The sequence below is a fragment of the Myceligenerans pegani genome (assembly GCF_014892515.1).
GTDB lineage: Bacteria > Actinomycetota > Actinomycetes > Actinomycetales > Cellulomonadaceae > Myceligenerans > Myceligenerans pegani.
Genome location: NZ_JADBGR010000068.1, coordinates 135839 through 157052 on the forward strand (window position 1 = coordinate 135839; position 21214 = coordinate 157052).

Below are 21214 nucleotides of genomic sequence, written 5' to 3' on the forward strand. Positions count from 1 at the left end.
CCGGGAGCGGTCTCGGACGCGAACACACGTATGGTCGCACTTGGGAAACCGTCATCGACATGAACACCTGGAGCTTCTGGTGGGACTGACCGGGTAGCGTCAGCCGCCACCTGCCGAAGGAGACACGCGTGCCGTTCACCGATTCGACCGAGCCCGTTCCCGCGGAGCTGAGAACCGAAGAGTTCGCCCTGCGTCCGATCGTCGCCGACGACGCGGAGCTGGACTATGCCGCCGTCATGGACTCGCGCGAGCACCTGCGGTTGTGGCGACAGTCGACGTGGCCCGAGGATGATTTCACCCTGGAGGCGAACCGGGAAGATCTCATCGACATGGAACAGCGCCATGCCGCGTGGCGCGCGTTCTCGTACACCGTGCTCGACCCGGCCGGCACCAGGTGCCTGGGCTGCGTCTACGTCTTCCCCACGAGCGCCACCTTCCTCGCGAGAGCCACGGTGATCTGGTCAGCGACCGGCGCTCGGTGCCTACGATGGGAGCCATGAGGCCCGCGTTCTCCACCGCCGTCGACGTCGAGCAGGCGCTGCGGGAGGCCGCCGACCCGCGCGAGAAGGCGAAGATCCGCGGCCGTGTCGCAGACGACGAACCCGTGATCGGCGTACGGATGGGCACGCTGTTCGACCTCGCGAAGCGCGCCACCGACCTGCCCGGAGCCGAACTCGACGCGCTGTTCGAGCACCCGGCGTACGAGCCGCGCCTGGCGGCGTTCTGCGTCCTCGACTTCCGCGCCCGGCGGAAGCTCTCCGACGACGAGCGAGCCGGTCTCGCGCGCACCTACCTCGACCGGCACGACGCCATCAGCACGTGGGACATGGTCGACCGCGCCGCCCCGCGTGTGCTCGGCATGCCGATCCTCGCCGGCGCCGTGGACGGCGGCGTTCTCGACGATCTCGCGCGCTCCGCGGACCCGCTCCGGCGCCGGTCGGCGATCACGGCGCCGCTCTGGTTCGTCAAGAAAGGATCCGACGCCGACGTCGAGCGCGGACTCGCCATCGCCGACTCGCTCGCCGAGGACACCCATCCGCGCGTCCGATCAGCGGTGAAGATCTACCGGGCACACGCGGCGAAGCGTCAGGCGAACGCCGGGTAGCCGACGACGGCGACCGACGGCGTCGCGGACGATCCTGCCGGTGCGGAGCGTCAGCGCTCGACCTCGAAGATCTGCTTCTGGATGCCGTTCCGGTAGGCCGCGTGCTCGACCAGCCGGAGCTTCTGGGCCGGCTTGTCGGCGTCGCTGAACAGCGGCTTCCCCTGTCCCAGGAGCACCGGGAAGACGAGCAGGTGGTACGCGTCGATCAGCCCGGCGTCGCCGAGCGCGCGGGTGAGGCTGACGCTGCCGTGCACCTGGATCTCGCCGATGTCGGACTCCTTGAGCTTCGCGACGTCGTCCAGCGAGCGCAGGATGGTGATGTCGCCCCAGTTGCCGACGAGGTCGTCCTCGGTGAGCGTCGTGGAGACGACGTACTTGGGCAGGGTGTTGTACCGCGGGAACTCGTCCATGGTCGGCCAGACCGGCGCGAACCCCTCATAGCTCACCCGGCCCAGGAGCAGCGCTCCGGCCTCCTCCTGCTCGCGGCCCTTGAGCTCGTAGGCATCCATGTCGGGTTCGACGGTCTTGAACGTCCACATCGTGTCGTGCAGCGCGGGGTCCCCGCCGGTCGGGTCGACCTTGCCGTCGAGCGAGACGAAGTGCGTGGCGACGATGGTGCTCATGACTCTTTCCTCCGGTCGTGGTGCTCGCGGCCGCCCGGTGCGGCGCGTCGTGGGTATGGACGAGAGACTCGCACAGGACTCATCGGTGGTCGACCGCCGCGGCGAGGCGCTCCGCGAGGGCGGCGACCGCCGCCCGCAGCTCGGGTCCGCCCTCCACGCGGTACGGGAACGGCACGCTCGCCAGCCACTCCTGCGCGTACATCTCCGGGTTGCGCGTGCTGCCCACGAGCACGCACCGGTCCCCCGCCGCCTCGAGCCTGCCCATCTGCGCCCCGACCCAGGGTTCGACGTCGGCGAGCGGGGCGTCGAACACGACGCGCGTGGCGTACCGCCACCCGGTGCCGAGGTGTTCCTCCAGGGCCGTCACGGGGTCGAGGTCCTCGGGCGGCTCGAACCTGCGCGTGGTCTGCTCGACGGCGAGGACCCGGTCGACGCGGTAGGTGCGCACCTCCCCGGCTCGGTGGGAGTGGCACAGGAGGTACCAGCGCCCGTAGCGGACGACGACGGCCCACGGGTCCACCTCGGCGACCCATTCGCTGCCGGACTCACCCCGGTAGGTGACCAGGGCGCGCCGCCGGGCGGCGATCGCCGTGACGAGCTCGCCGGTGATCGCCGTGTCGGGGCGGGCGGCGAACCGGTCGGGCGCGGCGGCCGCGTGCTCGCGCACCGCCGCCGCCTGGCGGCCGACGTCGCTCGGCAGCGCCCGGATCACCTTGTCGAGGGCGGTGTCCACCAAGCTGTCGCCGCCGTCGGACCCGCTGCCGGAACGGCCGTCGAGCACCGCCATGACCAGGCCCAGCGCCTCGGCCTGGGTGAAGGTGACCGGTGAGAGCCGCGCGTCGCGCCCGAGGCGGTAGCCGCCGTGCGGCCCCCGTTCCGACGAGACGGGGATCCCGGCCTCGCGCAGGATGCCGACGTACCGGCGCGCGGCGCGCTCGGTGACGCCGAGCCGCTCGCCGAGCTCGCCCGCCGTCGTGCCCGGGCGGGTCCGCAGGATCTCGAGCGCGCGGAGCGCGCGGGCGGTCGGGCCGGGATCGGACGACATCTCAGCAGCCTAGACGCCGTCCCGCTCAATCCGGAAGCAGAACGTCCGGAACTCGCCCTACGGTGGTGTTCACCGGCACCGCGCCGGGCCCATCACGACAGTCACAGCACACCGCACCCACGGGAGAGAACCATGGACATCCTGCTCATCGGCGGACTCTGGCTCGACGCCTCGGCCTGGGACGACGTCGTCCCCGAACTGGAGGCGCTCGGCCACCGGCCCGTGCCGGTCGCCCTCCCCGGCCAGGGTGACGGGTCGACATCGGCCACGCTGGACGACCAGGTCGCGGCCGTCCTCGCCGCGGTCGACGCGGCGCCGGACGCGCCCCTGGTCGTGGGACACTCCGCGGCCTGCACGCTGGCCTGGCTCGCCGCGGACGCGCGCCCCGGCAAGGTGGCCGGCGTCGTCCTCGTCGGCGGCTTCCCCTGGGACGACGGCAAGCTCTACGCCGACCTGTTCCCGGTCACGGACGGTGTCATGCCGTTCCCCGGCTGGGCCCCGTTCGAAGGGCCGGACTCCGCCGACCTGGACGAGGACGCCAGGGCCACCTTCGCGGCCTCGGCCGTCCCCGTCCCCGAGGGCGTGGCCCGCGCCGTCGTGCGGCTCGCGGACGAGCGCCGGTTCGACGTCCCGGTCACCGTCGTGTGCCCCGAGTTCACCGCGGCTCAGGCCCGGGCGTGGATCGACGCGGGCGACGTGCCGGAGCTCGCGCGCACCAAGCACGTCGACCTCGTCGACCTCGACTCGGGCCACTGGCCGATGTTCACGCGCCCGGCCGAGCTGGCCCGGGTCCTGAGCGGGGTGGCCGCCGACACGACCCCGGCATGAGTCAACCTCATGCTTGGACGCCGGCCCGGGGCCGCTCGCCGTCGGCCACGACCTTCTCCAGCGCCCGCTCCCGCCGCCTCAGCCAGATGCCCGCCACGAGCACGACGGCGATCGCCGCGTAGGCGATGGCCGCGAACGGGCTCGTGACCAGGTAGCTCAGGTCGCCCTGGCTGATCGCGAGGGAGCGGCGCAGCCGGTCCTCGGCCATCGGGCCGAGGATCATGCCCACCACCATCGGCGCCACCGGGTAGCCGTACCGGCGCATCATGAACCCGGCCAGGCCCACGAGGACCAGCAGCAGCACATCCACCGGCGAGAAGTTCAGCGCGTACGAGCCCAGCGCGCCGAACAGGAGGATGCCCGCGTACAGGTAGTGCCGCGGGATCTGCAGCACCTTCACCCACATCCCCACCAGCGGCAGGTTGAGCACGAGCAGCATCACGTTGCCGATGTACAGGCTCGCCACCAGCGCCCACACCAGGGCCGGCTCGTTCACCATGAGCAGCGGTCCGGGCTGGATCGCGTAGGACTGGAACGCGACGAGAATGATCGCCGCGGTCGCCGTCGTCGGCAGGCCGAGCGTGAGCAGCGGCACGAGCACGCCCGACGCCGCGGCGTTGTTCGCCGCCTCCGGGCCGGCGACGCCCTCGATCGCGCCCTTGCCGAACTGCTTGCGCCGCTCCTTGCCCGCGAGCCGCCGCTCGGCGGCGTACGAGAGGAAGGTCGCGACGTCGGCCCCGCCGGCCGGGATGGTGCCCACCGGGAACCCGATCCCGGCGCCGCGCAGCCACGGCTTCCAGGAGCGACGCCAGTCGTCGCGCCTCATCCAGCCGCGCCAGCCCTTCTCGACGGGGATGACCTCGATCGGCCCGTGCCGCATCCGCGACCCCACGTACAGGGCCTCCCCGACGGCGAACAGGCCGACGGCGACCACGACGACGTCGATCCCGTCGGCCAGGTTGGGCACGCCGAAGGTGAACCGCTGCTGTCCCGTCAGGGTGTCGGTGCCGACCAGCCCCAGGAACAGGCCGAGCGACAGCGACGCGAGCCCGCGCGGCACGGAGCTGCCGAGCAGCGCGCCGACCGTGATGAAGGCGACCACCATGAGCGCGAAGTAGTCGGGCTCGCCGAGCTGGACCGCCATCCGGGCGACGAAGGGCGCCACGAAGGTGAGCGCCACCGTGGCCAGCGACCCGGCGACGAACGAGCCGATCGCGGCCGTCGCGAGCGCCGCCGCCCCGCGTCCGGCGCGCGCCATCTTGTTGCCCTCGAGCGCGGTGACGATCGAGGCGGACTCGCCGGGCGTGTTGAGCAGGATCGACGTGGTGGAGCCGCCGTACATGCCGCCGTAGTAGATGCCGGCGAAGACGATGATCGCCGCCGTCGGCTCCATGCTGTAGGTCAGCGGGAGCAGCAGGGCGATCGTCATGGCCGGGCCGATGCCGGGCAGCACGCCGACGGCGGTCCCGATGAACACGCCGAACAGCGCGTACAGCAGGTAGACCGGGTGCAGGACGGTGGTGAAGCCGTCCATCAGGGCCTGGACGTTATCCACGGAGGAACGGCACCCCCTCCAGGAGCGGTCCGGCCGGCAGGGAGAGCCCCAGCAGCCCGCCGAAGATCACCTGCACGACCAGGCCGAGCACGAGGCCGATCAGGGCGGCGCGCCACCAGGGGCGCGCGCCCAGGACGACGGCCGCCGCCGCGAACAGGAGCGCGGCGGCGAACGGCCAGCCGATCACATTGATCGCGAACACGTGCACCACGAGGGCGGCGACGAGCAGGGCCACGGTGAGCCAGTCGGTGCGGACCGTGAGGTCGACGTCCTCGCCCTCCTCGGCCTCGCCCCGGCGCCCGCGCAGCACCAGCACGGCCAGCACCACGCCGATGCCGACGAGCATGGCGCCCACCAGGTAGGGGAAGGCGCGCGGGCCCAGCGTGTTGGTGGAGCCCGGGACGACGATGCCTCCCGCGGTGACCAGCACGTAGGCGCCCAGGACGGTCACGGCCACGGCGAGCACGAGCTCGCCCCAGCGCCGCCCCGGCGGCCGCGCGGGAGCCGCGTCCGCCGTGGTGGGCACCTCGGGCGCCTTGACGTCGGACCTCACCGGACCAGCCCGATGTCCTGCAGCGTGGTCCGGACCTCGGCGATGTTCTCCGTGAGATAGGTGTCGAACTCGTCGCCGGGAAGGAACGCGTCGGCCCAGCCGTACTCCTCGAGCGTGCCCGCCCAGGAGTCGGACTCCACGACGCCGGTCACCGCGGCGATCAGCGCCTCCCGGTCGGCCTCGTCGATGTCTCCGGGCGCGACGACGCCGCGCCAGTTGGTGAGGACGACGTCGTACCCGGACTCCGTGAGGGTCGGCGTGTCGGGGAGGGCGGCGACGCGCTCCTCGCCGGAGACGGCGAGCGCCTTCAGCTCGCCCGCCTCGACCTGCTCGGCGTACTCGGCGACGCCGGAGATGCCGGCGTCGACCTTGTTGCCGAGCAGCGCGGCGAGCGATTCGCCGCCGCCGGAGTAGGCGACGTAGTTGAGGTCGGCGGTGATCTCGTCCTCGGTCATGCCCGCGGCCTCGAGCAGCATGCCGGCGAGGATGTGGTCGGCGCCGCCGGCCGACCCGCCGGTGACGGTGACGTCCTTGCCGTTCTCCTCGATGTCGCGCACGAGGTCCTCGACGGTCTCGTAGGGAGACTCCTTCGGGACGACGATCACCTCCTGCTCCTCGGTGAGGCGGGCGATCGGCGTGGTGTCCTCGATCCGGGCCTGGGACTCGTTCGTCTCGACGGCGCCGACCATGACCAGGCCCATGACGAGCAGGGTGTTCGGGTCGGTCGCGTTGGCGATGTTCGCGAGGCCCACGGTGCCGCCGGCGCCGTCGACGTTCGTGACGGTGGCCCGGCCGACGAGGCCCTCGGCCTGCAGGTCGGCCTGCAGGGCGCGGCCGGTCTGGTCCCAGCCGCCGCCGGGTGCGGCGGGGACCACGATGCTCAGCTCGTCGATGGTGGCGTCGTCGCCGCCGGCGGTGTTGGCCTCCAGGCTGCCGCAGCCCGCGAGCGCCAGTGCCAGGGCGATTCCCGCGGGGGCGACCACGGTTCGGCTGATGCGCATTTCTCCTCCTTGAGCGGATGCCGTTGCGGCGTGAGCGTAGGGAGGGCCGCCGGCCGGGGTGGCGTTCTGGTCGCAACGAACGTTGTGGTCGTTTCGGTCACGCCTCGGTACCCCGCCGGCCGGGAACCGGTGCACACTGGCGTCGTGAGAAGGGCGATGACGCTCCGGGCGCAGCTGCTGGTGCTGCAGGTCGTCATCGTGCTCGCGGTCGTGTGCGTGACGGGGGTGGTCGCCTCGGCGCTGCAGGAGCGCCAGCTCCGCGAGGCGTACGTGGACCAGATGACCGGTGTCGCGCAGTCGGTGGCGCATCTGCCGGCCATCCGGGACGCGTTCGACGACGAGGACCCGTCGGCCACGATCCAGCCGATCGCCGAGGTGATCCGGGAGGCGTCGGGCGTGACCTACCTGGTGGTCACCGACGACCAGGGCGTGCGCTACTCCCATCCCAACCCGGAGCGGATCGGCGAGCGGGTCTCCACCGACCCGTCGGTGCCCCTGTCCGGGGAGGTGTGGACCGGCACGCAGACGGGCACGCTCGGCACGTCGTGGCGGGTCAAGGTGCCCGTCTTCGGGGACGCCGCCGACGACGCCTCCCCCGCCCCGGTCATCGGCACCGCCAGCGTGGGGATCCTCGAGTCCGAGCTGCGCGCCGACCTCACCGAGGACCGCTTCTGGTTGCTGGCGGCGCTCGCCGGCGCCGTGGTGGTCGGCGTGCTGTGCGCGGCGTGGGTGACCCGGCTGGTCCGCCGGCGGATCTACCAGCTCGAGCCGGAGGACATCGCGACCCTGCTGGAGACCCGCGGCCTGACCGACGCCCTGCGGTCCCAGTCGCACGAGTTCGCCAACACGCTGCACGTGATCTCGGGGCTGCTGGAGCTGGGCCGCACCGACGACGCGATCGCCTTCATCGAGCGGTCGGGCCACGGCGGGCTGCTCACCGCGTCCACGGTCGCCCCGGACGTGCGGTCGCCGGAGCTCGCGGCGCTGCTGCTGGTCAAGACCATCACGGCGCGCGAGCACGGCGTGACGCTCGACGTCGACGAGGCCTCCGCGCTCGACGCGCCGGGTGGCCCGGAAGCCTCCTCCCTGCACACGGACGTGCTCGTCGTGCTCGGGAACCTGATCGACAACGCCGTCGACGCCACCGGCCCGGAGGGCCGGGTGCGGGTCCTGGTGCACGACGACGGCCCGGTCCTGCGCCTCCAGGTGGACGACGACGGACCCGGCGTCCCCGAGCAACTGCGCCACCAGGTGTTCAAGGCCGGGTTCTCCACCAAGGTGACCGGCGACGGGGAGCACGGCCGGGGTATCGGGCTGGCGCTGGTGCGGCGCGTGGTGGACCGCCGGGGTGGTGAGGTGGTCATCGGGAGCGGAGGGCTCGGCGGGGCTCGGGTGACGGTCGAGCTGCCGGTGACGTCCTCTCCTGGCGGTTCTGAGTATGGCGGCTCCGGGCCTGCCTGCTCCGGGCATGGACGTTCTGCGGCCGAGGGCTCCCCTGCCGACGTCGCCCGGCGTGCCACCGTCGAGGTGCCGGCCGGCTCCACTGCGCCCGCCGGATTGCGGGAGGCTGCCCCGTGACCGCGCCCACCCGGACGCTCGTCGTCGAGGACGACCCCGCCGTCGCCCTCGTGCATCGCGGCTTCGTGGAGAGCCACCCCCGCTTCGTCGTCGTCGGCGAGGCGCGCAACGGCACCGACGCGCTGCGGCTTGCCGCCGCCCTGCGGCCCGACCTGGTGCTCCTGGACCTGCACCTGCCCGGCATGGGCGGCCTCGACGTGCTCCGAAGGCTGCGGCTGCTGCCCGGCGAGCCGATCGACGTCGTCGCCACCACGGCCGCCCGCGAGCTCGACAGCGTGCGCCAGGCCATGGCCGGCGGTGTGGTCGCCTACCTGGTCAAGCCGTTCACGTCCGCCGCCCTGCGCGAGCGGCTCGACGAGGTGTGGCAGCGGCGCGAGGACCTGCGCCGCGCCCGGGACACGCTCGACCAGGACGAGGTGGACCTGCTCCTCGCCGGCCCGCGGGCCGCCACGGCCGCGCCGCCCAAGGGACTGTCCGGGCGCAGCCGTGCGCTCGTCCAGGAGGCGCTCGCGCGCCTGTGCGGCGCGGCGGGTGCGGACGCGTCCGCGGCCGAGGTCGCCGAGACCGTCGGGATGTCCCGCGTCAGCGCCCGCCGCTACCTGGAGCACCTGGTCGCCGAGGGCCACGCCCGGGTGGCGCCCCGCTACGGCGCCACCGGCCGCCCGGAGAACCGCTACCGCCCGGCGTGATCGGCAGCCTGTCGGGTGGTCGGCTACCTGTCGGATGATCGGCCGCTCGGAGAGCCGATCATCCGACGTCGGGCCGACCACTCGACAAACCGCCGAACACACTCGACCGGACTTGTTTTCGGGTGCCCGAACTTTTAGGGTTTGGGTATGCACAATGTTCTCCGCCTCGCCGCCCCGCTCGCGCTCGTCGTGGGCCTGTCCGGCTGCGGCGCCGTGATCGAGGGCCGCGCCGCCGACGACGGCCGGCCGGTGGTGCTGACCACGTTCACCGTGCTCGCGGACATCGCGGAGAACGTGGCGGGCGACCACCTGCGCGTCGAGTCGATCACCAAGGCCGGCGCGGAGATCCACGGGTACGAGCCCACGCCGGGCGACATCGCGAAGGCGTCCGAGGCCGACCTGATCCTCGACAACGGGCTGAACCTGGAGGCGTGGTTCGGCCAGTTCGTGGAGACGGTCGACGTGCCGCACGTGGTCGTGTCCGACGGCGTCGAACCCATCGACATCGCGGCCGACGCCTACGCGGGCAAGCCGAACCCGCACGCGTGGATGAGCCCGCTGAACGTGCAGATCTACGTCGACAACATGGTCGACGCGTTCAGCGAGCTCGACCCGGAGCACGCGGCCGACTTCGAGGCCCAGGGCGCGGCGTACCAGGCCGAGCTGCAGGAGGTGCAGGACGAGCTCGTCGACGGGCTGTCGGCCCTGCCCGAGAACCAGCGTGCCCTGGCGACCTGCGAGGGCGCGTTCTCCTACCTGGCCCGCGACGCCGGCCTGACCGAGCGGTACATCTGGCCGGTGAACGCCGAGCAGCAGGCCACCCCGCAGCAGATCGCCGACATGATCGAGTTCGTCGAGGCCGACGACGTCCCGGCCGTGTTCTGCGAGTCGACCGTGTCGGACAAGCCGATGCAGCAGGTGGTCGAGGCGACCGGCGCCGCCTTCGGCGGGACGCTCTACGTCGACTCCCTCTCCGAGGCCGACGGTCCGGTGCCGACCTACCTCGACCTGATCCGCTACGACACCACGACCCTCCTCGACGCGCTGGGCGGAGGCGACGCGTGACCGGCACCATCGAGGTGGACGACGTCGTCGTCCGCTACGGCGAGGTGCTCGCCCTGGACGGGGTGTCCCTGAGCGTGCGCCCCGGGCGCGTGACCGGGCTGATCGGGATGAACGGGTCCGGCAAGTCGACCCTCTTCAAGACGATCATGGGCATCGTCCGCCCCGAGCAGGGGCGCGTCCTCGTCGACGGCGGCGAGCCCGCGGCGGCGCGGCGGCGCGGGCTGGTCGGCTACGTGCCGCAGAGCGAGGAGGTCGACTGGGCCTTCCCCGTCTCGGTGCGCGACGTCGTGATGATGGGGCGCTACGGGCGCCTCGGCCTCACCCGCCGGGCCCGCCCCGCCGACCATGCCGCCGTCGCCGACGCCCTGGAACGCGTGGAGCTGACCGGCTACGCCGACCGGCAGATCGGCCGGCTCTCCGGCGGGCAGCGCAAGCGCGCGTTCGTCGCCCGCGGCATCGCCCAGGACGCCCGCGTGCTCCTGCTGGACGAGCCGTTCGCCGGCGTCGACAAGCGGTCCGAGGCGACCATCGTCCGGCTGCTGCGGGAACTGGCCGACGACGGCCGGACCGTCCTGGTCTCCACCCACGACCTGCACGCCCTCCCCCGGCTGGCCGACGAGGCCGCGCTGCTGCTGCGCCGCGTCCTGTTCCACGGCGAGGTGCCCGAGGCGCTGCGCCCGGAGAACCTGGCCCGCACGTTCGGCCTCGAGGAGGGGGTGGCATGAGCCCCCTCGACCTGCTCCTGGAGCCCCTGCAGTACGACTTCATGGTCCGCGCGATCGTGACGACGGTCATCGCCGCCGTCGTCTGCGCGCTGCTGTCCTGCTGGCTCGTGCTGGTGGGCTGGTCGCTGATGGGCGACGCCGTCTCCCACGCCGTCCTGCCCGGCGTCGTCCTCGCCTACGTCCTCGGCGCCCCGTTCGCGGTCGGGGCGCTCGTGTTCGGGTTCCTCGCCGTCGCCCTCATCGGCGCGATCCGTGGCACGAGCCGCGTCAAGGAGGACGCCGCGATCGGGATCGTGTTCACCACCCTGTTCGCGCTCGGCCTCGTGCTGATCTCCGTGACGCCGAGCCAGACCGACCTGAACCACATCATCTTCGGCAACATCCTGGGCGTCTCCGAGGCGGACCTGGTCCAGATCGCCGTCCTGGCCGCCATCGCCTTCGCGGTGCTGGTCGTCAAGCGCCGCGACCTGACCCTGTACGCGTTCGACCCCATGCACGCCCACGCCATCGGGCTCTCGCCGCGGTTCCTCGGGGCACTGCTGCTGGGGCTCCTCGCACTGACCGCCGTGGTTGCCCTCCAGGTGGTCGGCGTGATCCTGGTCGTGGCGATGCTGATCATTCCCGGCGCCACCGCGTACCTGCTCACGGACCGGTTCGGGCGGATGCTCGTCATCGCGCCGGTGATGTCGGCCCTCTGCTCGGTGCTGGGGATCTACCTCAGCTACTGGCTCGACGCGGCGTCGGGCGGGCTCGTGGTGATCGTCCAGGGGGCGGCGTTCGCCGTCGTCTACCTGTTCGCGCCGCGCCACGGCCTGCTCGGCAAGCGGCTGACGGCGGGGAGGCGGCGCGCGGCGGCACGCCCGGGCGCCCTCTGAGCCCTGCCATCCCGCCACGGGGCAGCGGTCCGGCGCGAGCGGCGGGATCATGGACGCATGCTGCTCGCCGAGGTCGTCGACACGTCCGAAGCCGTCACCGCCACGCGCTCGCGTCTCGCCAAGCGTGCGGCGATCGCCGAGTGCCTGCGCCGGGGCGCCGCCGAGGCAGCGAGTCCCAGTGCCGACACCGGCCCCGACGCCACCGGCGCCGACGAGCTGGAGATCGCCGTCGCCTACCTGTCCGGCGAGCTGCGCCAGCGCCGCACCGGCCTGGGCTGGGCCACCCTGCGCGACCTCCCGCCGCCCGCCGCGTCCCCCACCCTCACGCTGCACGACGTCGACGCCGCCCTCGCGGCCCTCTCCCGGCTCGCGGGGGCGGGATCCGAGGCCGCCCGCGCCGCCGCGACGTCGGCCCTGTTCGCCGCGGCCACCCGCCGCGAGCAGGTCTTCCTCCGCGCCCTGATCATCGGGGAGCTCCGCCAGGGCGCGCTCGACTCGGTGGTCGTGGACGCCGTCGCCGAGGCGGCCGACCTCCCCGCGGACGCCGTCCGCCGCGCCGTCATGCTGCGCGGCGCCACCGGGCCGGTCGCGAGCGCCGCGCTCCTCTCCCCCGACCCGCTCGCGGCCCTCGCCGGCTTCTCCCTGGAGGTGGGCCGCCCCGTGCGGCCCATGCTCGCGCAGTCGGCTCCCGACGTCGCCGCCGCGCTCGACAAGCTGCCCTCGGGCGGCGCTCCCGGAACCGGCGGGGCCTGCGTCGACGTCAAGCTCGACGGCATCCGCATCCAGGTGCACAGGGCCGACGACGACGTCCGCGTCTTCACGCGCTCCCTGGACGACATCACCCGCCGCGTCCCGGAGATCGTCGCCGCGGTGCGCGACCTCCCGGAGGCGCGCCTGGTGCTGGACGGCGAGGCGATCGTGCTCGGGCCCGACGGCGCGCCGCGACCGTTCCAGGAGACGGCGTCGCGGTCGGCGACGCACGAGGCGAGAGGTGGCGCTGACGACGGGGCCGCCGGCGTGACAACCGACGGCCCGGGAGCGGAGCCCGCGCCCGAACTGGAGTCCGTGACGCTCACCCCGTTCTTCTTCGACGTCCTGCACGCGGGCGGCCACGATCTGATCGACACACCGCTGCGCGACCGGCTCGCCGTCCTCGACCGCATCGGCGGCCGGCACGCGGTCCGCCGCCTGATGGAGCCTGGTACCGGGCCCGAGCCTGACGCCGCCGACGCCGCCTCGGGGACCACGACGACCGCCGTCGTCGGCCCCGGTGCGGACGAGGGCAGCGCCGACGCCACCACCCACGACACCACCGCCCTCTTCACCGAGTTCTTCGAGCAGGCGGTTCGCGAGGGCCAGGAGGGCGTCGTCGTGAAGTCGCTCGACTCCCTCTACGCGGCGGGCCGCCGCGGCGCGGGCTGGATCAAGGTGAAGCCGCGCAAGACCCTCGACCTGGTGGTCCTCGCCGTCGAATGGGGCTCCGGCCGCCGCCAGGGCAAGCTCTCCAACATCCACCTGGGCGCCCGCCGGCCCAACCCGGACGGCACCGACGGCTTCGTGATGCTGGGCAAGACCTTCAAGGGAATGACCGATCGGATGCTCGAGTGGCAGACCGAGCGCTTCCTGGCCCTCGAGACCTCCCGCGAGGGCCACGTGGTGCACGTCCGCCCGGAACAGGTCGTGGAGATCGCCTTCGACGGCCTCCAGCGCTCCACCCGCTACCCCGGCGGCCTGGCCCTCCGCTTCGCCCGCGTCCTGCGCTACCGCGACGACAAGCGCGCATCCGAGGCCGACACGATCGACACGGTCCGCTCCCTCGCGGGGTGAGGACCGGCGGGGTAGGCGTCCGTCCCGAACACTCGGATCGGCCGCACCGTACTCGTACCGCGGGTACGCCGAGATCTACCAGGAGATCGCGGACGACCTGCGGGCGGCGGAGGATCTCTGACGCTCCGCCCGCCTGCCGGCCGCTAGTATCTCAAATGGTATACGATCGGATCGGCGAGGACGCCGAGCATGGGCAGCCGGGAACGTTGAACGGCTCCAGCGGTAGGACTACCCTTCAGCGCACGGCGCCGACGACGACGTCACTCCGCACGGAAGTCAGGAGAAGCCGATGACGGGCAGGCTCGCGACCCACGTCACACCGACCTTCCAGGCGTACCAGGCAGTGGTGGCGGGAGTGTTCCTCCCGCTCGACCTGTCGAGCAGCACGCCGGACTCCTTCCGCGGGGTCGTGCGCACGGTGACGGTCGACGGCGTGCACGTCAACGATCTGCACGGCGGCAGGCACGTCGTGGAGCGGACGCCTCGACAGGCGGCACAGGACGGCCTCCCCTCCTTCAAGGTGAGCCTCATGCTGGCGGGCAGCGGCCTGCTGGTACAGGACGGGCGCGAGACCGTCCTGCGGCCGGGCGACCTGGCCGTGTACGACACGCGGCGGCCCTACACGCTCGAGTTCGACCGCGAGTTCCGCTCTCTCGTGGTGATGTTCCCCCAGAACCGCATCGAGCTGCCCGCGAGCACGGTCGGGCAGCTCACCGCGGTCCGGCTGGGCGGAGACACCGGTGTGGCACCGATCGTGACCCCGTTCCTCACCCACCTGTGCGATCACCTCGAACAGCTCGAGCGAGCCCCGGGACCCCGGCTGATCCACAGCACGCTGGACCTGGTCTCGACGCTGTTCGCCGCCGAGCTCGGGCACTCGCCGCATCGCGACCCCCACGAGGAGCTGCTCGAGCGGATCCGGTCGTACATCGAGCAACATCTCGGATCCACCGACCTCACCCCGGCGACGATCGCCGCGGCCCACTTCATCTCGACCCGGCACCTGCACGCGCTGTTCCACGGCACGGGCTCGACCGTGGCCGGATGGATCCGGCAGCGCCGCCTCGAACGCTGTCGGCGGGACCTCCTCTCCCCCCGGCTCTCCGACGTCCCGGTCTCGGCGATCGCGGCGCGCTGGGGTTTCGTCGACGCCGCGCACTTCAGCCGGGCCTTCAAGGCGGAGCTCGGCGTGCCCCCGCGGGAGTACCGGGCGGCGCACTGACCCCGTTCACCCTGCGTCAACACCCGAGCACCCACGGTCATGACCGGTGGGACACCGCGTCCGATACTGGGCCGACCACCCGCTCGACCGAGGACCCCGATGACGCACCTCCCGGACACCACGCACACGCACGGCGCCCGAGTGACGACGCCTTCGCGCGCCGCCCATCCGCTCGATCCCCTGACCGGCGACGAGATCGCCACGGCCCGCTCGGTACTCGTCGCCGAGGGCCTGCTCGGCGGGGAGGTGCGGGTGGCGCAGCTGCTTCCGGTCGAGCCCTCGAAGGAGACCGTCGCCACGTGGCGTCCCGGCGCGGCCCTCGACCGCCGGGTGACGGTGACGCTCCTGGACCGCGGTACCGGCCGGGCGAGCGAGGCGATCGTGTCGGTGACGCACCGGCGGGTCGAGGAACACCGGGTGCTCGTGAACGACCGCCCGCCCTACGGCCAGCCGCAGTACCTGTTCGAGGAGTACGACGCCGCCGCCGAGATCGCGAAGGCCGCGCCCGGGTGGCGGGCGGCGATGCGCCGGCGCGGCCTCGAGGAGTACGTCGAGGACGCGTTCTGCGCTCCGCTCGCGCCCGGCTTCTTCGGCCGGGAGGACGAGGTGGGACGCCGCGTGATCCGGTCCCTGACCTTCCTGCGCACCCATCCGGACGACAGCCCGTGGGCCCACCCCGTCGAGGGCCTCGTCGTGCACGTCGACCTGACCGCGGGCACGGTGATCCGGGTCGAGGACGACGGCGACGTGCCCGTACCGATGGCGTCGGGCGACTACTCGCTCGGGGCGCACGGGCCCGCGCGCGAGACGCTCCGGCCCCTGGAGATCACGCAGCCGGAGGGACCGAGCTTCTCGGTCGACGGGTCCGAGGTGACCTGGGAGAACTGGCGCTTCCGCGTCGGCTTCAACGCCCGCGAGGGGCTCGTGCTCAACACCGTGACGTTCCGTGACGGCGCCGGTGACGACGCCGAGGAGCGGTCCGTGCTGTACCGCGGCAGCGTCCCCGAGATGGTCGTGCCCTACGGCGACACGTCCGGCACGCGCTTCTGGATCAGCTACTTCGACGCGGGCGAGTACCTGCTCGGCAAGAACGCCAACTCGCTCGCCCTCGGCTGCGACTGCCTCGGCGTCATCCACTACTTCGACGCCTTCGTCGCCGACGACCACGGCAACCCGGTGCGGATCCCGCAGGCCGTGTGCCTGCACGAGGAGGACCACGGCATTCTCTGGAAGCACACCGATCTCGCGGGGAACGCGGAGGTCCGCCGCAGCCGGCGTCTCGTGATCAGCTACTTCGCCACCATCGGCAACTACGACTACGGGTTCTTCTGGTACTTCTACCTCGACGGCACGATCCAGGTCGAGGCCAAGGCGACCGGCATCGTGTTCGCGGGTGCGGGCGTGCCGGGCACTGCGAACCCGCACGCCCCGGAGATCGCACCGGGCGTGTTCGCGCCCGTCCACCAGCACCTGTTCTGCGCGCGGCTCGACATGGCGGTCGACGGCGCGGACAACACCCTGCACGAGGTGGACCTCGCCGGGATTCCCACCGGCGAGGACAACCCGTACGGCAACGCGTTCACCTGGCACCGCCGGAAGCTCGCCCGCGAGTCGGACGCGGCGCGCCTCGCCGACCCGGCGTCCGGGCGGGTGTGGGAGGTCGCCAGCGCGCACCGCCGCAACCACGTGGGCCGGCCGACGGCGTACCACCTGCTGCCGCAGGGCGCGCCGGTGCTCATGGCGCAGCCGGACTCGACCGTGCACGCCCGGGCCACGTTCGCGACCCGGCATCTGTGGGCGACGGCGTTCGACGCCGACGAACGGTTCCCGGCGGGCCCGTACCCGAACGCGCACGCCGGTGGCGCCGGTCTGCCCGCCTGGACGAGCGCGGACCGCGACCTCGACGGGACCGATCTCGTGCTCTGGCACGTCTTCGGGCCCACCCACGTCCCACGGCCCGAGGACTGGCCGGTCATGCCCGTCGACCACTCGGGCTTCACCCTCAAGCCGTACGGCTTCCTGGACCGCAACCCGGCGCTGGACCTGCCCGACGGCGCGGCCGGTCACGGCTCGCCCGCGACAGGATGCTGCGGCGGCGGGGAAGCCTGCCGCTGCGGCCACTGACCTGACCCATCCCCGCGACAACAAGGTGAGACCTCCATGACCGAATCATTCATCCCCGTCGGCGCCCTGGGTGACGGGTTCGCGCCCGACGCGAACCTCCTCGAACCGGTCGCCGACCTCGACGACCTGCCGTTCGAGCTCGATCTCGGAGAGCGCCTGACGCTCACGATCGACGGGGGTGTCGCCCGGTGGGGCGGGCACTCGGACGTCCCCGTCCGGGTGACGTCCGTCCGCGACGGCGTCTACCTGATCGACGGGGTCGCCGGCGGGGTCTCGACGACGTTCGTGCTCGACACCGAGGCCGGACTGGTGACCCTCGTGGAGGGTGAGCTCCCCCCGGACGCGGTCCGCGCGGAGTCCGCGTGGACGCGGGTCCAGCGCGGGGACGACCCCACCGGCGTCACCGCCCGGATCCGGCACGGCCGCGTCGCCGGCTCGACGGCGCCCGTGCACGCCCCGACCACGGAGCTGGTCGGATTCCGCAACCGGTACACGTACTCGCCGCACGAGCGGTACGAGCACATCTACCTCACACCCGACCGCTACACGTGGCACTGCCTGACCGGCGTGGAGCAAGGGCTCGCGGACACCGACCGGTGCCACCACATCCGTATCCGCGACGGGCTCACGCTGTTCGTCTGGCGGGAGAAGATCGTGCCGACGCTCGGGCTGCTCCTCATCGACCTGTCGGCGATGCGGACCGACGGCAAGATCTTCGGCAACACCGGTTTCGACACCACGTCGACCGTGAACTTCCCGGTCGGCGCACGAGCCGAGGTCCTCGACACCACGGGCGTGCGCTGAACCGCGGGGAGGTTCCGGCCGCTCCCCCGGCCGGGGCCTCCCCGTCGGTCATTCGCGACCGGCCCTCATTCGTGACAGCAGCCGTGCGCCATGTACCCGGCCAGGCCGGCGGCGGCCGCCGCGGAGGACATCGTCGCGGCCGGTGACGCGGAGGTCCCCGAGATCGCGTCGTGCACGAGCTCGCCGCCGACGAACGTCATGCCGATCGGCAGGTCGACGATCTCCTCCGGCGCCGTCCGCGCCGTCTCCACGAGGTCGCCGTCGAGGACCACGAGATCTGCCGCCATGCCCGGGGTGAGCTTCCCCTTCCAGCGCTCCGCGTGGTCCTGCCAGGCGCCCGCCGTCGTGTACGTGGCGAGCGCCTCGTCCAGGCCGATGCGCTCCTCCTCGCCGAAGACCTCGCCCGTCACCAGGCTCTGCCGCGTCAGCATCGCGGTGAGCCCCTCGCGGAAGTCCGGGAACCCGACCACCGGGGCGTCGGACGAACTGCCGACGTGCACCCCCGTGTCGAGCGCGGTGCGGTACGGCCACTGGTAGTCGGCACGTTCCTTCCCGATGATGTCGACGAGCTGGTGGGACAGCGAACGCTTGATCTGCGGGTTGAAGCTCAGCCCGAAGCCCGACGCCGCCATGCGGCGCAGGTCGGTCAGGTCGGGGAGGTCCCCGTGGATCACGTAGTGCCGGAGCCCGCGGTCGCCGTGCTCGGCGGCGGCCGCCTGATAGGCGTCGAGGGCGGCCTTGATCATCAGGTCGCCCGTCGCGTGGGTGCCCACCTGGAAGCCCATCGCGTGCGCGGTGTGCACCCACTCGCGGAGGAGTGCGAGCTGCTCCTCCTCCGAGTCGCCGGGAAGGGTCATGCCGCCGGTGCCGCCGCCCACGTAGGGCTCGGAGACCCAGGCGGTGCGCGCCTGGGTCGGCACGCCGTCGCCGAAGATCTTCACCTGGCTCACGTTCAGCCAGGCCGGGTCGGTCCGGAGCCGGCGCGCTCGCGCCAGGGTCTCCCGGAGGTCCCCGGCACCGGAGGCCGCGAGCATGATGGTGAACCGCTGACGGATCTCGCCCGAGCAGAGCAGGTCGTGGTAGAGGGCGACCGAGTCCAGGTCGATGCCGGGCTCCGTGCAGGAGGTGATCCCGTACCGGTGCATCAGGTCGGCCGACAGCCGCAGCCCCTGGCGCTTCTCCTCCTCCGTGAAGTCGGGCAGCACCCTCGCGACGAGTTGTGCCGCGCCCTCCAGCAGCAGACCGGTCGGCTCGCCCGACCCGTCCTTGACGATCTCTCCGCCGAGCGGCGCCTCGGTGTCCCGGGTGATCCCCGCCAGCTCGAGTGCCTTCGAGTTCACCCAGACGGCGTGGTACGACCACTCCGCGAGATGCACCGGGTTTTCCGGCGAGACCTCGTCGATGTCGTGACGGGTCGGGTACCGCCCCTCGGCGAGGTAGCCCTGGTCCCACCCGCTCCCGCGGATCCACCCGCCGGGTTCCTTCGCGGCGACCGCCTCGGCGACGACGTCGCGGATGGCGGCGATCGAGTCGACGGCATCCCTGCTGAGGTCGAGGGTGAGCGGCGGCCGGCTCGTCCCGAAACCCATCGCGTGCAGGTGGGCGTCGTTGATGCCGGGGATCACGGTGCGGCCGGCGAGGTCGACCACCTCCGTGCGCGGGCCGGTGAACCGGCGCAGGTCACGCGCGCGCCCCACCGCCTGGACGACGCCGCCCCGCACGGCGATGGCCTCCGCCGGAGGCCCGGGCGCCCCGCCCGGCGTCAGGATGCTCCCGTTGTGCAGGAGCAGGTCGGCCTTCCGCCGCCCGTGCCCGTATCCACGCCCGGCGGCAACGGCGGCGCCGTCCGTGCCGAGCAGTCCCAGTGCGACACCGGCAGCCGCTCCCTGGAGGAACTGTCGGCGGCGGACGTGTTCTCGTCGTTCGGTCATCGGTCATCTCCCTGGTGACGTAGGAAACCGCCCATCGGCGGCATGCTGGAACGCGATGGTGGGCACGTCGACGACGTGGGCTCCGCCGTCGACGACGAGCACGGCGCCGGTGATGTACGACGACTCGCCGGATCCCAGGAACCGGACCGCCGAGGCGATCTCCGCGGGCTCGGCCGCCCGCCCGAGCGGCACGTCGCGCGTCACGGTCGCGTACCCCTCGGCCCGCGAGGAGAGACCTGCCTGCTCCGCGAGCTCGTCCATCTCGGCGTCGGCCATCGGGGTGCGCACCCAGCCGGGGCAGACGGCGTTGACCCGCACGCCCTGTGCCCCGTAGTCGCGGGCCAGCGTGCGGGTGAGCCCGATGAGTGCGTGCTTGCCGACCGTGTACCCGGCGACGCCCGGGCCCGCGAACAGGCCGGCGAGCGACGAGACGATCACGATCGTCCCCCGCGCCTCGACGAGCGCCGGCAGGCATTCCCGGGCCGTGGTGAATGCGGTCGTGAGGTTGGCGCGGAGCGCGGCTTCCCAGGCCGCGTCGTCGGTGTCCAGGACGGAGGCGAACCCGTGCCCGCCGGCGTTCGCGACGAGGACGTCGATCCGGCCGAAGTGCTCCTGCACGGTTCCGACGGCGGCCCGCGCCGACGCCGTGTCGGCGGCGTCGGCCACGACCGGCAAGGCTCCCACCGCCTCGGCGACCTGCTCCAGCGGCTCCCGCCGGCGGCCGAGCACGGCGACGTACGCGCCCTCCGCGGCGAACCGCTCGGCCACCGCAGCGCCGATCCCCGTCCCGCCGCCGGTGACCACGACGACCTTTCCGGCCACGTCCGCTCCTGCGAATCCCATCTCGTCCTCCCTTTGCTCAGGCCGGGAAACCCGACCTCGCGCCGTACCCGAAATCGCTCACGAGCGCGGTGCCGCTCACCGCCCTGGCCCAGGGCGAGCAGAGGAACGCGATGCTCGCCGCCACCTCGCCGGTGGTCTGCACCGGGTAGGGCAGGTCGTCGAACCCGCCCGCGACGCCGGGGTCGATCCCCAGGTCGGCCCTGCTCATCGGGGTGTCGACGATCGACGGGCACACCGCCACCACCCGGATCGGCGCCAGGTCCACGGAGGCGGCCCGCACCAGCTGCAGCACCGCGGCCTTGGACGCGCAGTAGGGAGCCATGCCCGGTGCCGCGACCAGGGCCGAGTCGCTGGCGACGAGCACGACCGACGGCGCCGGGGACCGGCGGAGCAGGGGCGCCGCAGCGCGCAGCAGCAGGAAGCTCCCGGTCACGTTGACGTCCATCACCTCGTGCCACTGCCGGGGCGTCACCTCGTCGAGGACGGTTCCGACAGGTCCAGAGATCCCGGCGCAGCCGACGACGACGTCCAGTCCGCCGAACCGGTGCCCGGCCTCCTCGACCGTCCGGGTGAGGGCGGCCTCGTCGGTCACGTCCACCGACGCGGCGAGCGCCCGGTCCGGGTCCAGATCGCCGACGTCGGGCGGGTTCCGGTCCAGGAGCACAAGACGGCAGCCCTCGGCGGCGAGTCTCGCGGCGGTCGCGCGGCCGATTCCGCCGGCCGCGCCCGTTACCAGCACGACGTGTCCTTCGAGCCCGAGCTCCATCGATCGTCTCCTCTCGCCTTCGGTCGAAGCCCATCCTGCGGGCCGACCGGACGGC

General features: G+C 72.8%; 20 protein-coding genes. 12 read left to right on the forward strand and 8 right to left on the reverse strand.

The window, feature by feature from the left end:
- Positions 1–128 precede the first annotated feature (128 nt).
- Both IIE03_RS08840 and IIE03_RS08845 read left to right on the forward strand, forming a co-directional pair.
- Positions 129–500: a hypothetical protein gene (locus IIE03_RS08840; protein ID WP_192862377.1), complete on the forward strand. Its 372-nt coding sequence runs from the start codon at positions 129–131 to the stop codon at positions 498–500.
- Entirely contained in the window at positions 497–1105 is a 609-nt protein-coding gene (locus IIE03_RS08845) for a DNA alkylation repair protein (RefSeq protein WP_192862378.1), read from the forward strand. The genes IIE03_RS08840 and IIE03_RS08845 overlap by 4 nt, the downstream gene beginning before the upstream one ends.
- Positions 1106–1155: 50 nt before the next feature.
- On the opposite strand, the gene IIE03_RS08850 is transcribed toward IIE03_RS08845, so the two are convergent.
- The gene (locus tag IIE03_RS08850; protein WP_192862379.1) at positions 1156–1728 is read right to left on the reverse strand and encodes a dihydrofolate reductase family protein; all 573 of its coding nucleotides are present in this window, start codon (positions 1726–1728) and stop codon (positions 1156–1158) included.
- A gap of 79 nt (positions 1729–1807) precedes the next feature.
- Positions 1808–2773, reverse strand: a complete 966-nt coding sequence (locus IIE03_RS08855; protein WP_192862380.1) for a helix-turn-helix transcriptional regulator — start codon at positions 2771–2773, stop codon at positions 1808–1810.
- 132 nt (positions 2774–2905) lie between these two features.
- On the opposite strand from IIE03_RS08855, the gene IIE03_RS08860 reads away from it, so the two are divergent.
- The gene (locus IIE03_RS08860) at positions 2906–3601 is read left to right on the forward strand and encodes an alpha/beta fold hydrolase (protein ID WP_192862381.1); all 696 of its coding nucleotides are present in this window, start codon (positions 2906–2908) and stop codon (positions 3599–3601) included.
- 7 nt (positions 3602–3608) lie between these two features.
- Here the strand turns inward: IIE03_RS08860 and IIE03_RS08865 are convergent, their stop codons facing one another.
- Genes IIE03_RS08865 through IIE03_RS08875 form a run of 3 tightly spaced genes read right to left on the reverse strand, consistent with a single transcriptional unit; the run spans position 3609 to position 6710 of the window.
- Positions 3609–5156, reverse strand: a complete 1548-nt coding sequence (locus tag IIE03_RS08865; protein WP_192862382.1) for a tripartite tricarboxylate transporter permease — start codon at positions 5154–5156, stop codon at positions 3609–3611.
- Entirely contained in the window at positions 5149–5709 is a 561-nt protein-coding gene (locus IIE03_RS08870) for a tripartite tricarboxylate transporter TctB family protein (protein WP_318842884.1), read from the reverse strand. Before IIE03_RS08870 ends, IIE03_RS08865 begins: the two co-directional genes overlap by 8 nt.
- Positions 5706–6710 (reverse strand): Bug family tripartite tricarboxylate transporter substrate binding protein, encoded by a 1005-nt coding sequence (locus tag IIE03_RS08875; RefSeq protein WP_192862383.1) that lies wholly within the window; start codon positions 6708–6710, stop codon positions 5706–5708. The genes IIE03_RS08870 and IIE03_RS08875 overlap by 4 nt, the downstream gene beginning before the upstream one ends.
- A 144-nt stretch (positions 6711–6854) precedes the next feature.
- On the opposite strand from IIE03_RS08875, the gene IIE03_RS08880 reads away from it, so the two are divergent.
- From IIE03_RS08880 to IIE03_RS08920, 9 genes are all read left to right on the forward strand, one after another.
- A complete protein-coding gene (locus tag IIE03_RS08880) occupies positions 6855–8288 on the forward strand; it encodes a sensor histidine kinase (protein ID WP_318842885.1) in 1434 nt (477 codons plus the stop codon).
- Complete coding sequence (locus IIE03_RS08885; RefSeq protein ID WP_192862384.1) at positions 8285–8977, forward strand: response regulator; 693 nt, start codon at positions 8285–8287, stop codon at positions 8975–8977. Before IIE03_RS08880 ends, IIE03_RS08885 begins: the two co-directional genes overlap by 4 nt.
- A 147-nt stretch (positions 8978–9124) precedes the next feature.
- A complete protein-coding gene (locus IIE03_RS08890) occupies positions 9125–10042 on the forward strand; it encodes a metal ABC transporter substrate-binding protein (protein ID WP_192862385.1) in 918 nt (305 codons plus the stop codon).
- Positions 10039–10767 (forward strand): metal ABC transporter ATP-binding protein, encoded by a 729-nt coding sequence (locus IIE03_RS08895; RefSeq protein WP_192862386.1) that lies wholly within the window; start codon positions 10039–10041, stop codon positions 10765–10767. The genes IIE03_RS08890 and IIE03_RS08895 overlap by 4 nt, the downstream gene beginning before the upstream one ends.
- Positions 10764–11642 (forward strand): metal ABC transporter permease, encoded by an 879-nt coding sequence (locus tag IIE03_RS08900; RefSeq protein WP_192862387.1) that lies wholly within the window; start codon positions 10764–10766, stop codon positions 11640–11642. The genes IIE03_RS08895 and IIE03_RS08900 overlap by 4 nt, the downstream gene beginning before the upstream one ends.
- A gap of 57 nt (positions 11643–11699) precedes the next feature.
- Positions 11700–13469 carry an ATP-dependent DNA ligase gene (locus tag IIE03_RS08905; RefSeq protein ID WP_192862388.1) on the forward strand — a complete coding sequence of 590 codons (1770 nt, stop codon included), beginning with the start codon at positions 11700–11702 and terminating at the stop codon, positions 13467–13469.
- 289 nt (positions 13470–13758) lie between these two features.
- Complete coding sequence (locus IIE03_RS08910; RefSeq protein ID WP_192862389.1) at positions 13759–14691, forward strand: AraC-like ligand-binding domain-containing protein; 933 nt, start codon at positions 13759–13761, stop codon at positions 14689–14691.
- Between the two features lie 99 nt (positions 14692–14790).
- Positions 14791–16815 carry a primary-amine oxidase gene (locus IIE03_RS08915; protein ID WP_192862390.1) on the forward strand — a complete coding sequence of 675 codons (2025 nt, stop codon included), beginning with the start codon at positions 14791–14793 and terminating at the stop codon, positions 16813–16815.
- A gap of 36 nt (positions 16816–16851) precedes the next feature.
- Positions 16852–17619 (forward strand): MoaF C-terminal domain-containing protein, encoded by a 768-nt coding sequence (locus IIE03_RS08920; protein ID WP_192862391.1) that lies wholly within the window; start codon positions 16852–16854, stop codon positions 17617–17619.
- Between the two features lie 65 nt (positions 17620–17684).
- On the opposite strand, the gene IIE03_RS08925 is transcribed toward IIE03_RS08920, so the two are convergent.
- Genes IIE03_RS08925 through IIE03_RS08935 form a run of 3 tightly spaced genes read right to left on the reverse strand, consistent with a single transcriptional unit; the run spans position 17685 to position 21159 of the window.
- Complete coding sequence (locus IIE03_RS08925; RefSeq protein WP_192862392.1) at positions 17685–19550, reverse strand: amidohydrolase; 1866 nt, start codon at positions 19548–19550, stop codon at positions 17685–17687.
- 3 nt (positions 19551–19553) lie between these two features.
- Entirely contained in the window at positions 19554–20393 is an 840-nt protein-coding gene (locus IIE03_RS08930; protein WP_192862393.1) for an SDR family NAD(P)-dependent oxidoreductase, read from the reverse strand.
- Positions 20394–20409: 16 nt separating this feature from the next.
- On the reverse strand, positions 20410–21159 hold the full coding sequence (locus tag IIE03_RS08935) for an SDR family NAD(P)-dependent oxidoreductase (protein ID WP_192862394.1): 750 nt from the start codon (positions 21157–21159) through the stop codon (positions 20410–20412).
- Between the last annotated feature and the right edge of the window lie 55 nt (positions 21160–21214).

Bases quoted from the DNA above. Each gene is read 5' to 3' on its own strand.
- IIE03_RS08845 (WP_192862378.1), top strand. From the start codon at position 497: ATGAGGCCCGCGTTCTCCACCGCCGTCGACGTCGAGCAGGCGCTGCGG.
- IIE03_RS08850 (WP_192862379.1), bottom strand. From the start codon at position 1,728: ATGAGCACCATCGTCGCCACGCACTTCGTCTCGCTCGACGGCAAGGTC.
- IIE03_RS08855 (WP_192862380.1), bottom strand. From the start codon at position 2,773: ATGTCGTCCGATCCCGGCCCGACCGCCCGCGCGCTCCGCGCGCTCGAG.
- IIE03_RS08860 (WP_192862381.1), top strand. From the start codon at position 2,906: ATGGACATCCTGCTCATCGGCGGACTCTGGCTCGACGCCTCGGCCTGG.
- IIE03_RS08875 (WP_192862383.1), bottom strand. From the start codon at position 6,710: ATGCGCATCAGCCGAACCGTGGTCGCCCCCGCGGGAATCGCCCTGGCA.
- IIE03_RS08890 (WP_192862385.1), top strand. From the start codon at position 9,125: ATGCACAATGTTCTCCGCCTCGCCGCCCCGCTCGCGCTCGTCGTGGGC.
- IIE03_RS08900 (WP_192862387.1), top strand. From the start codon at position 10,764: ATGAGCCCCCTCGACCTGCTCCTGGAGCCCCTGCAGTACGACTTCATG.
- IIE03_RS08905 (WP_192862388.1), top strand. From the start codon at position 11,700: ATGCTGCTCGCCGAGGTCGTCGACACGTCCGAAGCCGTCACCGCCACG.
- IIE03_RS08910 (WP_192862389.1), top strand. From the start codon at position 13,759: ATGACGGGCAGGCTCGCGACCCACGTCACACCGACCTTCCAGGCGTAC.
- IIE03_RS08915 (WP_192862390.1), top strand. From the start codon at position 14,791: ATGACGCACCTCCCGGACACCACGCACACGCACGGCGCCCGAGTGACG.
- IIE03_RS08920 (WP_192862391.1), top strand. From the start codon at position 16,852: ATGACCGAATCATTCATCCCCGTCGGCGCCCTGGGTGACGGGTTCGCG.
- IIE03_RS08925 (WP_192862392.1), bottom strand. From the start codon at position 19,550: ATGACCGAACGACGAGAACACGTCCGCCGCCGACAGTTCCTCCAGGGA.
- IIE03_RS08930 (WP_192862393.1), bottom strand. From the start codon at position 20,393: ATGGGATTCGCAGGAGCGGACGTGGCCGGAAAGGTCGTCGTGGTCACC.
- IIE03_RS08935 (WP_192862394.1), bottom strand. From the start codon at position 21,159: ATGGAGCTCGGGCTCGAAGGACACGTCGTGCTGGTAACGGGCGCGGCC.